The following is a 13,043-nucleotide window of genomic DNA, read 5'->3' as shown; positions in this document are numbered from 1 at the left end:
ATGAACATCGTGACCGAAACCAATATCAAGGGCGAACCGATCGATAAAAAGCCGCACAAGCGGCCGGTCAGGATGGGGCGCTGGTTCATCATCGTCGGATTGGCGTTGACGCTCGTCGTCGGCGGCCTGGTCTGGTTCAACTATTTCCGCGCCAAGATGATCGGCGAGTTCTTCGCCAACATGAAGCCGCCGCCGGTGACGGTGAATGTGGCCGAGGCGAAATCGGAAGTCGTGCCGAACCTTTTGACCGCGGTCGGCGAACTCGCCGCCGTGCACCAGGTCAACGTCACCTCCGACGTCTCGGGACGCATCACGGATATCCTGTTCACCGCAGGCGCCGAGGTAAAGGCGGGTGCGCCGCTGGTCCAACTGTTCGACGGGCCGGAGCAGGGCGACCTCGCCAGCTTCAAGGCGCAGGCGACGGTGGCGCAGCTCTCGCTCGACCGCGCCAAGCAGCTTGCGGCGCGCAATTTCGGGCCGCAGGCCACGGTCGACCAGACCCAGGCCGCGTATGACCAGGCTCTGGCCGGCATTGCCAAGACCGAGGCACTGATCTCGCAGAAGCTGGTCCGCGCCCCCTTCAATGGCGAGCTTGGCGTGCGCAGGGTCGAGGTCGGTCAATATCTGACCGCGGGCAATCAGGTCGTGTCGCTGACCGATCTGTCGATGCTCTACGACAACTTCACGGTGACGGAAAAGGACAGCGGCCAGCTCAAGGTCGGCCAGACTGTTCGCATCAAGGTCGACGCCTATCCGGATCGCGTCTTCGAAGGCAAGCTGACCACGATCGAGCCGCAGGTAGCGACCGACACCCGCAACATCCGCGTGCAGGCCACCGTCGCCAATCCGGAAAAGATCCTCAAGCCCGGCATGTTCGCGACCACCACGGTGGTGCTGCCTGACAAGCCGGCGGTGATCACGGTTCCGGAAACCGCGGTCGACTACTCGCTCTATGGTGACTCGGTCTACCTGATCACCGAGAAAAAGGAGAACGACGGCAAGACCAGCCTGACGGCGGTGCGTACCTTCGTGCAGACCGGCAAGCGATTTGGCGGCCGCACCGAAATCGTCCGCGGCCTGAAGGCGGGCGACCGTATCGTAGCGCTCGGTCAGATCAAGCTGCAGTCAGGCGCTGCGGTTGCGATCTCCACCGAGCCGACGCCGCCGATCCCGGCCGAACCGCCGCGCTACTGAGAAGCAGGACCCCGTAAATGTCCTTCACCGACATCTTCATCAAGCGGCCGGTCCTGTCGGTCGTCGTCAGCCTGCTGATCCTCCTGATCGGCTTGCGGGCTGCGACCGTGCTCCCGATCCGGCAATATCCGAAACTGTCGAACACCGTGGTCAACGTCACCACCAGCTATCCCGGTGCGTCGGCCGACCTGATCCAGGGCTTCATCACGACGCCGATCGAGCAGGCGGTCGCCTCGGCCGAAGGCGTCGACTACATCACCTCGTCCTCGGTGCTCGGCACCTCCACGATCCAGGTTTACATCAAGCTGAACTTCGACCCGAACCAGGCGCTCACCGAGGTGCTCGCCAAGGTCAACTCGGTCAAATACCTGATCCCGAGGGAATCAAACGATCCGGTCGTCACCAAGACCACCGGCCAGACCACGGCCGTGATGTATCTCGGCTTCTCCAGCGAGGAGCTGTCAGGATCGGCGATCTCCGATTACCTCACGCGCGTGGTCCAGCCGTTGCTGTCGACGGTTGACGGCGTGGCTTCCGCCGACATCCTCGGTGGCCAGACTTTTGCGATGCGATTGTGGCTCGACCCGATCAAGATGGCGGGGCGCGGCGTGTCGCCCACGGATGTTGCGCAGGCGATTGCATCCAACAACTTCCAGGCTGCCGCCGGCCAGTCCAAGGGCTACTACATCGTCTCCAACGTCTCGACCAACACCGACCTGCGCAACATCGATGAGTTCAAGCGCATGATCGTGAAGTCGAGGGAGGGCGGTTTCGTCCGGATGGAGGATATCGCGCAAGTCGAGCTTGCCGCGCAAAGCACGGACGCGAGCGTCGCGTTCAATAGCGAGCATGCGATCTTCATCGGCATCAACGCGACCCCGCAAGGTAACCCGCTGACCCTTGTGAAGGGCGTCCGCGCCCTGTTCCCGGAACTCGAGCGCAACCTGCCGCCGTCGTTGAAGATGAAGGTGGCCTACGATTCCACCAAGTTCATTCAATCGTCGATCGACGAGGTGGAGAAGACGCTCGGCGAAGCCGTCGTGATCGTTATCGTGGTGATCTTCCTGTTCCTGGCCTCGATCCGGTCGGTCATCATCCCCGTGGTCACGATCCCGTTGTCGCTGATCGGCGTCTGCAGCCTGATGCTGGTCATGGGTTTCAGCATCAACCTCTTGACCCTGCTTGCGATGGTGCTCGCGATCGGTCTTGTAGTCGACGACGCGATCGTGGTGGTGGAGAACATCCACCGCCATCTCGAGGAGGGCAAGACGCCGGTACAAGCGTCACTCATCGGCGCGCGCGAGATCGTGGGTCCAGTCATCTCGATGACCATCACGCTCGCCGCGGTGTACGCGCCGATCGGCTTCCTTGGCGGTCTCACCGGTGCGCTGTTCCGCGAATTCGCCTTTACTCTCGCAGGCTCGGTAATCGTGTCGGGCGTGATCGCGCTGACGCTGTCGCCGATGATGTGCTCGGTGCTGCTGAAGAACACCGAGGAAGGACGTTTCGCGCGGGCGGTCAACCGCGTGTTCGGTTCATTGACGCGCTGGTACGGTCGCAAGCTCGACCGCTCGCTCGACTACCGGCCGATCACCGGCTTGTTCGCGCTGACCATGCTCGGCCTCGTCGGCTTCCTCTACATGCACACGATGAAGGAGCTGGCGCCCGAAGAGGACCAGGGCATCGTGTTCGCGCTGACCAAGGCGCCGAAATACGCCAACATCGACTACGTCGACTTCTACGGCGAGAAGATGGACAAGGTGTTCCAGAAGTTTCCGGAGACGGATCTGCGCTTCATACTGAACGGCACGCCGAGTGCGCAAAGCGGCATTGCCGGCATGCTGCTCACCCCGTGGGATGAGCGCAAGCGTTCGGCGATCGCGTTGAAGCCGCTGGTGCAGGCGGAACTGTCAAAGATCGAAGGCGTCAATGCGTTCGCCTTCAACCTGCCGCCGTTGCCGGGTGGTCCGGGCGGCCTGCCGGTGCAGATGGTGATCAATTCGACCGTCAGCTTCCAGGCCATCTATGAGCAGATGGAGAAATTGAAGGCCGCCGCGCGCAAGAGCGGCATGTTCATCGTCAGCGACAGCGATCTCGATTTCAACCAGCCGGTGGTGCGCGTCCGCGTCGACCGCTCCAAGGCAAGCGACCTCGGCATCAACATGCAGCAGGTCGGCGCGACGCTGGCCACGCTGCTCGGCGGCAACTATGTCAACCGCTTCAACCTGGAGGGACGTTCCTACCAGGTGATCCCGCAGGTGCCGCGTGCCGTCCGCCTGTCGCCGGAGGCGCTTGGTGGTTACTACGTGCCGACCAACACCGGGCAGTTGGTGCCGATCTCGACCGTCGTCTCGATCGAGACGGGCACCGATCCGAACGCGCTGACGCACTACAACCAGCTCAACTCGGCGACGTTCTCAGCGGTGCCGATGCCGGGCGTGACGGTTGGCCAGGCGGTCGAGTTCCTCGAAGGCGAGGCGAAGAAGCTGCCGGCCGGCTTCGGCCATGACTATCTGGCGGACTCGCGGCAATATGTGCAGGAGGGCAACCAGCTCGTCATCACCTTCGCGTTCGCCGTGATCATCATCTTCCTGGTGCTGGCGGCGCAGTTCGAGAGCTTGCGCGACCCGCTGGTCATCATGGTCTCGGTGCCCATGGCGATCGTCGGCGCGCTGATCCCGCTGTTCTTCGGCGTGGCGACCATGAACATCTACACCCAGGTCGGGTTGCTGACGCTGGTCGGCCTCATCACCAAGCACGGCATCCTGATGGTGGAGTTCGCCAACGAGCTGCAGCTCAACGAGGGGCTTGACCGCCGCTCGGCTATCGAGATGTCGGCCCGCATCCGGTTGCGTCCGATCCTGATGACGACCGCGGCGATGGTCACCGGCCTGATCCCGCTCCTGACCGCATCGGGCGCCGGCGCCGCCAGCCGGTTCTCGATCGGCCTGGTCGTGGTTGCGGGCATGCTGATCGGCACGCTGTTCACGCTGTTCGTGCTGCCCGCGGTCTACGTGACGATCGCCACCGATCACCGGGCGAAAGCGACTTCGGAGCGCAACAAGCAGATCGCCGACTACGAGCTCGGCGATGGCGGAGCGCTCAAGCCTACCTGAGACTTCTTGGCCCCAAAGTCTCAGCGAAAGGGCGGCGACGGTCCTACCGTTGTCGCCCTTTTGGTTTTCCGGAAAGCATGATGAGGTAGCCCGGATGGAGCGAAGCGCAATCCGGGACTCGATCGGATGCATCGCGTGATCCCCGGATTTCGCTTCGCTCCATCCGGGCTACAGTAAATGCAACTACAATGACAAGATTCGGGGGAACAAACATGGTCGGCGATTTCGCGCCCGGCAACTATCGTTTCATTCCAGCCGTGTTCCAGTATTCGAGCGGCGCGGCCGCCAATCCGGGCTTTGAAGTCGAGCGCGTGCGCTTTGACAGGCTGGTGCCGCTGGCCGAAGGTTTTGCGCGGATCGCAAGCCATATCCAGGCAGCGGGACGGCCGTTGACTTCGTTCTGCGCCTGCGAGTTGCGTTCGCCGGCGGCGGTCTCGGAGCAGGGCTTTCGCGCCTTCAACGAGCACTATGTGAAGACGCTCGCGGAGTGGGGGCTGTTCGATGGCACCACCAATCCGGTGGCGCGTAGCAACGTCTGCCCCGAAATCGATCCTCCCGCCGAGCCCTCATTCTACGCATTCTCGTTCACACGCCCGAGCACGGGGACCTCGCCGTCCTTCGTGATCGCCGGTGGCGCCGAGGCGCGCGGCGGTGCCGGCAGCTATCCCGAGCGCATCGTGCGTTATCGCGACATGAGCCCGGAAGCCTGGAAGGAGAAGGTGCGCTTCACCGTGGGCGAGATGGAGCGGCGGTTCGCCGAATTCGGCTTCACCTGGCAGGACACCACCGGCGTGCAGGTCTACACCGTGCACGATTTCCATCCGCATCTCGCCGACGAGCTGGTGCGCCGCGGCGCCACCCGCTCCGGCCTAACCTGGCATTTTGCCCGGCCGCCAGTGGTCGATCTCGAATACGAGATGGATTGCCGCCGCGTGCTGCGGGAGCTGGTAATCTAAAAGCGCGTCTCTCTCCCCGTCATTGCGAGCGGAGCGAAGCAATCTATCTCGCCGCTCGTGGAGGCATGGATTGCTTCGTCGCTTTGCTCCTCGCAATGACGCGCAGTGAGGCGTGAGCGCCCCTTACCTTCCAGCGGCGTAGCCCTGCATGCCTCGCGGATTGGCGGCGGCGCGGCGCTTGCGCCCCACGCGAGAAGCCGCGGTCAGCCGTCCCTCCGACCAGTCGGGCCCGACCTCAACGATGTGGCCGCGACGCTGCAACTCGTCGATGCTCGCCTTGGGCACACGACCTTCGACCACGAGCACGCCGGGGCGCGCGGTGCGCGGCCAGAACGAGATCGGGAAATGCTCGGAATGCCAGGCCGGCGCGTCGATCGCCTCCTGCAGGTTCAGCTTGGCATGGACGTGGCGGAGGAAGAACTGCGTGATCCATTGGTCCTGCTGGTCGCCGCCCGGCGAGCCCCAGGCCAGATAGGGCTCGCCGTCGCGCAGCGCCATGGTGGGCGAGAGCGTGGTGCGTGGGCGCTTGCCCGGCGCAAGCGCGGCGGGGTGATTCTCCTCGAGCCAGAACATCTGCGCGCGGCTGCCGAGGCAGAAGCCGAGCTCGGGGATAACAGGCGAGGATTGCAGCCAGCCGCCGGAGGGCGTCGCCGAGATCATGTTGCCGGCCTTGTCGATGATGTCGAAATGCACGGTGTCGCCGCGCACCTCGCCGAAGCGGCCGACCGTCGGCTCGCCCGCGCCCATCGCGCCGACCGCCTCGCGATGGCCCTCGGCGCGGCGCAGCTTCACCACCGCGCCAAAGCCTTCGACCGAACCGGGAATGAAGTCGAGCGAAGCCTTGTCCTTCGAGATCAGCTTGCGGCGCTCGTCATTATAGGCATCCGACAGCAGCGTTTCGATCGGGATATCCGTGAAGTTCGGATCGCCGTAGAATGTCTCGCGGTCGGCGTAAGCGAGCTTGGCGCATTCGATCTGCAGATGGATGAAATCGGCGCTGGTGGGATCGAGGCCGTCGAGGTCAAAACCCTTCAGCAAAGCGAGTTGCTGCAGCATCACCGGGCCCTGGCTCCAGACGCCGGCCTTGCACACGGTGTAGCGGGCGTAATCGTAGGTCAGGGGCGCTTCGATCGTGGGCTGCCAGCGTGCCATGTCGTCGGCCGAGAGCACGCCGCGATGCGGCGAGCCGGAGACGTCCATCACTTCCTGGGTGCGGCAGAATTTGTCGATCGCCTCGGCGACAAAGCCCTTCGACCACGCCTGGCGCGCGCGCTCGATCTGTGCGACGCGGTCGCTGCCGGCGCTTTCCGCTTCTTTCAGGATGCGGGCGTAAGTTTCCGAAAGGCGCTTGTTAGTGAAGATCGTGCCGGGCTTGGGCACCTCGTTGTTGGGCAGATAGACCTCGGCCGAGGTCGTCCAGTATTTCCGGAACAATTGCTCCACGATCTTGATGGTGGCGGAGGCGCGTTCGACCAGCGGAAAGCCTTCGCCGGCATAGGCGATCGCGGGCTCGAGCACGTCGCGTAGCTTGAGCGTGCCGTAATCGCGCAGCAGGAGCATCCAGGACTCGAACGTGCCGGGCACACAGGCGGCGAGCAGGCCGGTGCCGGGCACCATCTCCAGCCCTTCGCTGCGATAATGCGCGATCGTCGCCTTCGCCGGCGCGGGACCCTGGCCGCAAATCACCTCGGTCTTACCGCGCTTCACGTCATGGACGATGACCGGTACGTCGCCGCCTGGACCGTTCAGGTGCGGCTCGACCACCTGCAGCGTGAAGGCGGTGGCGACGCCGGCGTCGAAGGCGTTGCCGCCTTTTTCCAGCGTGGCCATACCGACCGCGGTCGCGATCCAATGCGTCGAGGTGACGACGCCGAACGTGCCTTCGATCTCGGGACGCGTCGTGAACGGATCGGGATTGATGTTGCCCATGGCTCGCCACCAGTTGTTTTTTGTGCGGGCGCACTTGATCACAGGCGGACGCTGCTGCCAACGGCGCGGCCGGCATGGCTACCTCGCATCCATGTGATCACGCGGGCGCGGCAGCCTCGGCCGGGGAGTTGACGGCATGGCAGGCGACGCCGTCGATCAGCTCCGGCGCCTTTTGGCGGCATAAATCGAACGCGAGCGGGCAGCGCGGGTTGAAGGCGCATCCCGGCGGCGGATTGATCGGGTTCGGGATTTCGCCTTTGACGGGAATGCGCTGGCGGCCGCTCATGCCGAGATCAGGGACCGCGCCAAGCAGCATCTTGGTGTAGGGCATGCGCGGATGATTGAACAGCGCGCGGCCCTCCGCGACCTCCACGATGCGGCCGAGATACATCACGCCGATCCGGCTCGCCATGTGGCGCACGACGGCAAGATTGTGGCTGATGAAGAGGTAGGTGAGGCCGAACTTGTCCTGCAGGTCGCGCATCAGGTTGAGGATCTGCGCCTGCACGGAGACGTCGAGTGCCGAGGTCGGCTCGTCGCAGACGATGAACTCGGCTTCCGAGGCGAGCGCGCGGGCGATCGCAATGCGCTGGCGCTGGCCGCCGGAGAATTCGTGCGGGTATTTCAGGCCGTCATCGGCATGCAGCCCGACCAGCGACAGCAACTCGCCGACGCGGGCGCGGATGTCGCGTTCACCCTGGATCAGGTCGAAGGCGCGGATCGGCTCCGAGACGATGGCATCGACCCGGAAGCGCGGATTGAGGCTCGCATAGGGATCCTGGAAGATCATCTGGATGCGCCGGCGCAAGCGCTGGCGCGCCTGCGCCTGCCTCGGATCGGTCATCGAGACGCCGTCGATCACGACCTCGCCCGAGCTCGGTGGCAACAGCCCGACCACCATCCGCGCCACCGTGGTCTTGCCGGAGCCGGATTCGCCGACCAGCGCAAAGGTCTCGCCTTTGCGGATATCGAAGGTGACGCCGTCGACCGCCCTGAGGAATTCGAGATGGCCGCCTTCGAGCACGCGGTTGAGCCACGGCTTTGACACGTCGAACACGCGCCGGAGATTGTTGACCTCGATGAACGATGTCATGCCGCACTCTCCTTCGCGGCGTGGTCGTAGAGATGGCAGGCGACGGCCTGCGCGCCTTGGCGGGTTGGTTCGGGACGCTCGACCCGGCAGCGGTCGAAGGCAAAAGCGCAGCGCGGGTTGAACGGGCAGCCCGGCGGAATCGCCGACAATCGCGGCATGGAGCCGGGAATCTGCACCAGCCGCTTGTCCTCGCCGGCAAGCGTCGGGATCGCGCCCATCAGGCCCTTGGCATAGGGATGCAGCGGGTTGCGCACGACGTCCTGCACCGGGCCGATCTCGGCGATGCGGCCGGAATACATCACCGCGACGCGATCGCAGGTCTCGGCGATCACACCCATGTCGTGGGTCACCAGCATCACGGCCGTGCCATGGTCGCGGCCGAGCCGCTTGATCAGTGCGATGATCTGCGCCTGCACGGAAACGTCGAGCGCGGTCGTCGGCTCATCCGCGATGATCAGTTCCGGCTCGGCGCAGATCGCGAGCGCGATCACGACGCGCTGGCGCATGCCGCCGGAAAATTCATGCGGATAGCCGTCGACACGTTTTTCCGGCGCGGGGATGCCGACCTCGGCGAGCAGGTCGACGGCGCGCTTGCGCGCGGCGGTTTCGGAGAGGTTGGTGTGGGTGCGGATGGTCTCGACGATCTGGTCACCGATCCGGTAGAGCGGGTTGAGGCTCGTCAGCGGATCCTGGAAGATCATGCCGATGCGCTTGCCCCGCACGCGCCGGATCTCCTCCGGTGGCAAGTGATCGATGCGCATGCCCGAGAGATGTATCTCGCCGCCGGAGATGCGGCCGGGCGGATCGATCAGGCCGATGACGGCAAGGCCCGTGACCGACTTGCCGGCGCCGGATTCGCCGACCACGCCCAGCACCTCGCCCTTGGCGATGTCGAAGGAGACGCCGTCGATCGCGCGCAACGTCGCGCGGCGGGTGACGAACTCCACCTTCAGGTCACGCACGGAGAGGACAGGCACGGTCATCGGAGCTTCGGATTGAGCGCGTCGCGCAGCCAGTCGCCGAGCAGGTTGATCGAGAGGATCAAGCCGGCCAGCGCAATGCCGGGGAAGGCGACGATCCACCATTCGCCGGCGAAGAGATAGTTGTTACCGATCCGGATCAACGTTCCAAGCGAGGGCATGGTGTCGGGCATGCCTGAGCCCAAGAATGACAGCGTCGCCTCGGTGATGATCGCGAGCGCCAGGTTGATGGTGGCGATGACGAGGATCGGGCCCATCGTGTTGGGCAGCACGTGGCGCAGCATGATCTTGGGCGCGGGCAGGCCGATCAGTTGCGCGGCGGCGACATAATCCTTGTTCTTCTCCACCATGACCGAGCCGCGCACGGTGCGGGCATATTGCACCCAGAAGCTTAGGCCGATCGCGACGACGAGCACGGCGAGCATGCTCGTCGGATCGAGCCGGTTGCCGAACACGGATTTGGCGACGCCGTTGACGATCAGCGCGATCAGGATCGCCGGGAAGGTGAGCTGCACGTCGGCGATCCGCATGATCACGGCGTCGACGGCGCCGCCGAGATAACCCGCGATCAGCCCGAGCGTGATCCCGATTGCGCCGGCGAAGACGACGCCGAGCACGCCGACGATAAGCGAAATCCTCAAGCCATAGAGAATGGCGGAGAACACATCGCGGCCCTGTTCGTCGGTGCCGAGCAAGAACGGGCTCTGGCCGTCGGCGGTCCAGAGCGGCGAGATGCGTGAGTTCATCAATTGGAGCTGCGCCGGGTCGAACGGGTTCTGCACGGCGAGCACGGAAGCAAGGATCGCGAGCAGGAAGAACAGCACGGTGACCGCGGCCGCCAGCATCGTCAGCTTCGAGCGGCGGAAGGAATAGAACAGGTCGCTGTCGACGGCGCGTCGGAACCAGCCTACGCCGGAATGCGCGGTTTTGGTGTGTTGCTGAACAACGCCGTCGGACATTCTTCTGCCTCAGGCCGGTCGGCTAACGGTGGCGCGCAGGCGCGGGTCGACGATGGTGTAGAGAATGTCGACCACCAGGTTGATGGTGACGAAGATCAGCGAGACCATCAGAAGATACGCCGCCATGATCGGGATATCGACGTTTTGCACCGCCTGCACGAACATCAATCCCATGCCCGGCCACTGGAACACGGATTCGGTGATGATCGAGAATGCAATAACCGAGCCAAACTGCAGGCCGGCTACGGTGATGACGGGAACCAGCGTGTTCTTCAGCGCGTGGCCGAAATGGATCGCGCGCGTGGTCAGTCCACGCGCGCGGGCGAAGCGGATATAGTCGGTGCGCAGCACTTCCAGCATCTCCGCGCGCACCAGCCGCATGATCAGCGTCATCTGGAACAGGCCGAGCGTGATCGAGGGCATGATCAGCGCCTTGAGGCCGGACACCGTGAGCAGGCCGGTCGTCCACCAGCCGATCCGCACCACTTCGCCGCGGCCGAATGAAGGCAGCCAGCCCAGCGTCACTGCGAACAGGTAGATCAAGAGGATGCCGATCAGGAAGGTCGGCAGCGAGATGCCGATCAGCGAGACCGCCTGGCATAGTTTGGCAAGCAGGGTGTCGCGCCTGAGCGCGGCATAGACGCCCATAAGGATGCCGAACACCATCGCGAAGATCGTGGCGCAGATCGCAAGCTCCAGCGTCGCCGGCAGCCGCTCGGCGAGCAGCGTCGAGACCGGCTGCCGGAACTGATAGGAGACGCCGAACTTGAACTGCGCGGCGTTGACGAAATAGCGCGCGAACTGGATCAGCACGGGATCATCGAGCCCGAGCGATTTGCGCACCGCCTCGCGCTCGGCCGCCGGCGTGTCGATCGAGACAATCTGGCTGACGGGGTCGCCGGCGAAACGGAACATCGCGAAGGCGATGATCCCGACGGCGATCATTACCCCGATGGCTTGAACGGCGCGGCGAAGCGTGAAAGCGAGCATCTCTTTCTTTCACCCGAAGCGTTGGCGATTTCCAGCCACTAAGCAAAAGGTCCCGGAAGCGCGGGGCTGCCGGGACCTTGGAGTGACGAAGCTTTATTCCGATTTGACCATCCAGTAGGGCAGCACCTGGTTGTCCGGGCGCTGCACCACTTTCAATTTTTTCGAGACACCCCAGGCCAGCGCCTGCTGATGCAGCGGGATGTAGGCCCAGTCCTTCATCGCGATCTCGAAGCCGGCCTTGATCAACTGGTCGCGCTTGGCGGCGTCGGTCTCCTGCAGCACCTTGTCGGCGATGCCATCGAATTCCTTGTTGCAGTAGCCGCCGAGATTGGTCTCCCCGCGCGCCGATTTCGGATCGTCGCGGCAGCCCATGATGTCATACATCACATTGTGCGAGTCGAGCGTGCCGGGCGTCCATCCCAGCATGTAGAACGAGGTCTGGTAGCCGCCGGGCTTCAGAATTTTTGCAAAATACTGCGCTTTCGGTTGCGCCAGCAGGTTCACCTTCACGCCGATGCGGGCAAGCATGCCGACCACGGCCTGGCAGATCGCGGCGTCGTTGACATAGCGGTCGTTCGGGCAATCCATGGTGACTTCGAAGCCGTCGGGATAGCCGGCTTCCGTCAGGAGCTTCTTGGCGCCGTCGGGATCGAATTTCGGACGGGTGAAATCCTTCGACAGCGCGAACAGTTGCGGCGCGACCATCAGCGCCGACGGCGTCGACAGCCCGCGCATCACGCGGTTCTTGATCAGTTCGATATCGATCGCCTTGTAGAAGGCCTCGCGGACGCGGATGTCCTTGAACGGGTTCTTGCCCTTGATGTTGGAGTAGAGCAATTCATCACGGCTCTGGTCCATGCCGAGGAAGATGGTGCGGATCTCCGGACCCTTCAGCACCTGCGCGTTCGGACTGGAATCGACGCGCGAGATGTCCTGGATCGGAACCGGCTCGATGATGTCGACCTCGCCCGAGAGCAGCGCGGCGACGCGGGTCGCATCGGAGGCGATCGGGGTGAAGACAATTTCCTTCAAATTGTGTTCGGGCTTCTGCCACCAGTTCGGATTGACCTTGAACACCGTCTTCACGCCGGGCTGATGGCTTTCGATCATGAAAGGCCCGGTGCCGTTGGCGTTGAGCGAGGCAAAGCTCGGCGTTGTGGCTGATGCCGGCGTGGGCTGTGTGGCGCTGTTCGCCTCGGCCCACTTCTTGTCCATGATGTACCAGGTATCCCATTGCGAATTCAGGATGGGATTGGGCGAGGTCAGGATGAAATCGACGGTGTAGTCGTCGACCTTGACGACCTTGGCGTCGGCGGGAATGCGGGTCTGCAGATTGGAGCCCTTGGCGCGGACGCGGTCGGCAGAAAACACCACGTCGTCGGCGGTGAAGGGATCGCCGTTCTGGAATTTCACGTTCTTGCGCAGATGAAAGCGCCAACGGGTAGGCTCCGGCGTCTCCCAGCTTTCGGCGAGCGCCGGGATGATCTTCAGATCCTTGTCGCGCGCGGTGAGGCCTTCATAGACCTGGCCGAGATGGGCGTGGGTGGTCGTCTCGTTCAGCGTATGCGGATCCAGCGATTTGAGATCGCCCTGATTGGCGTAGCGCAGCGTCTGGGCCGAAACAGGTGTCGTCGTCGCGACGATGGCAAGACTTATTGCCGCGAGCAGATGATGACGTACCGACATTTGAACCTGTTCCCCGTCTTGGTCCCGCGATGCGCGCTGTTGGTAGGATATTGCATGCCAATGTTGCCAAAGTTTACCGGGTGCGCAAGCGCGATTTCCCGTAGAAGATGAGATGAGTTTGCGCAGCCGTGCCGCAATGA

General features: G+C 63.7%; 9 protein-coding genes. 3 read left to right on the top strand and 6 right to left on the bottom strand.

Annotated features, from left to right (window positions below; translation table 11 throughout):
* The 3 genes from OZ411_RS21495 to OZ411_RS21485 all read left to right on the top strand — a co-directional run bounded on the left by OZ411_RS21495 (position 1) and on the right by OZ411_RS21485 (position 5,266).
* A complete protein-coding gene (locus OZ411_RS21495; protein ID WP_282529562.1) occupies positions 1-1,194 on the top strand; it encodes an efflux RND transporter periplasmic adaptor subunit in 1,194 nt (397 codons plus the stop codon).
* Positions 1,195-1,211: 17 nt separating this feature from the next.
* Complete coding sequence (locus OZ411_RS21490) at positions 1,212-4,310, top strand: MexW/MexI family multidrug efflux RND transporter permease subunit (protein WP_130578896.1); 3,099 nt, start codon at positions 1,212-1,214, stop codon at positions 4,308-4,310.
* A 212-nt stretch (positions 4,311-4,522) separates the two neighbouring features.
* Positions 4,523-5,266 carry a hypothetical protein gene (locus OZ411_RS21485; protein WP_282529561.1) on the top strand — a complete coding sequence of 248 codons (744 nt, stop codon included), beginning with the start codon at positions 4,523-4,525 and terminating at the stop codon, positions 5,264-5,266.
* 123 nt (positions 5,267-5,389) lie between these two features.
* Here OZ411_RS21485 and OZ411_RS21480 read toward each other — a convergent pair whose 3' ends face one another.
* From OZ411_RS21480 to OZ411_RS21455, 6 genes are all read right to left on the bottom strand, one after another.
* Positions 5,390-7,195 (bottom strand): gamma-glutamyltransferase family protein, encoded by a 1,806-nt coding sequence (locus tag OZ411_RS21480; protein ID WP_130578898.1) that lies wholly within the window; start codon positions 7,193-7,195, stop codon positions 5,390-5,392.
* A gap of 97 nt (positions 7,196-7,292) precedes the next feature.
* Positions 7,293-8,288, bottom strand: a complete 996-nt coding sequence (locus tag OZ411_RS21475) for an ABC transporter ATP-binding protein (protein WP_282529560.1) — start codon at positions 8,286-8,288, stop codon at positions 7,293-7,295.
* Positions 8,285-9,271: an ABC transporter ATP-binding protein gene (locus OZ411_RS21470; protein WP_282529559.1), complete on the bottom strand. Its 987-nt coding sequence runs from the start codon at positions 9,269-9,271 to the stop codon at positions 8,285-8,287. The genes OZ411_RS21475 and OZ411_RS21470 overlap by 4 nt, the downstream gene beginning before the upstream one ends.
* Entirely contained in the window at positions 9,268-10,227 is a 960-nt protein-coding gene (locus OZ411_RS21465) for an ABC transporter permease (protein WP_282529558.1), read from the bottom strand. Before OZ411_RS21465 ends, OZ411_RS21470 begins: the two co-directional genes overlap by 4 nt.
* A gap of 9 nt (positions 10,228-10,236) precedes the next feature.
* Positions 10,237-11,217, bottom strand: a complete 981-nt coding sequence (locus tag OZ411_RS21460; protein WP_282529557.1) for an ABC transporter permease — start codon at positions 11,215-11,217, stop codon at positions 10,237-10,239.
* Positions 11,218-11,310: 93 nt separating this feature from the next.
* Positions 11,311-12,903 carry an ABC transporter substrate-binding protein gene (locus OZ411_RS21455; protein WP_282529556.1) on the bottom strand — a complete coding sequence of 531 codons (1,593 nt, stop codon included), beginning with the start codon at positions 12,901-12,903 and terminating at the stop codon, positions 11,311-11,313.
* Positions 12,904-13,043 lie beyond the last annotated feature (140 nt).

This window comes from Bradyrhizobium sp. Arg237L, from assembly GCF_029990105.1.
Taxonomy (GTDB): domain Bacteria; phylum Pseudomonadota; class Alphaproteobacteria; order Rhizobiales; family Xanthobacteraceae; genus Bradyrhizobium.
Note: the sequence above shows the minus strand (reverse complement) of the source record. Positions and strands in the feature narration are given on the sequence as shown.

What these genes read in the sequence shown, in the direction of transcription:
- OZ411_RS21495 (WP_282529562.1), top strand. Translation starts at nt 1, where the DNA reads ATGAACATCGTGACCGAAACCAATATCAAGGGCGAACCGATCGATAAA.
- OZ411_RS21490 (WP_130578896.1), top strand. Translation starts at nt 1,212, where the DNA reads ATGTCCTTCACCGACATCTTCATCAAGCGGCCGGTCCTGTCGGTCGTC.
- OZ411_RS21485 (WP_282529561.1), top strand. Translation starts at nt 4,523, where the DNA reads ATGGTCGGCGATTTCGCGCCCGGCAACTATCGTTTCATTCCAGCCGTG.
- OZ411_RS21480 (WP_130578898.1), bottom strand. Translation starts at nt 7,195, where the DNA reads ATGGGCAACATCAATCCCGATCCGTTCACGACGCGTCCCGAGATCGAA.
- OZ411_RS21475 (WP_282529560.1), bottom strand. Translation starts at nt 8,288, where the DNA reads ATGACATCGTTCATCGAGGTCAACAATCTCCGGCGCGTGTTCGACGTG.
- OZ411_RS21470 (WP_282529559.1), bottom strand. Translation starts at nt 9,271, where the DNA reads ATGACCGTGCCTGTCCTCTCCGTGCGTGACCTGAAGGTGGAGTTCGTC.
- OZ411_RS21465 (WP_282529558.1), bottom strand. Translation starts at nt 10,227, where the DNA reads ATGTCCGACGGCGTTGTTCAGCAACACACCAAAACCGCGCATTCCGGC.
- OZ411_RS21460 (WP_282529557.1), bottom strand. Translation starts at nt 11,217, where the DNA reads ATGCTCGCTTTCACGCTTCGCCGCGCCGTTCAAGCCATCGGGGTAATG.
- OZ411_RS21455 (WP_282529556.1), bottom strand. Translation starts at nt 12,903, where the DNA reads ATGTCGGTACGTCATCATCTGCTCGCGGCAATAAGTCTTGCCATCGTC.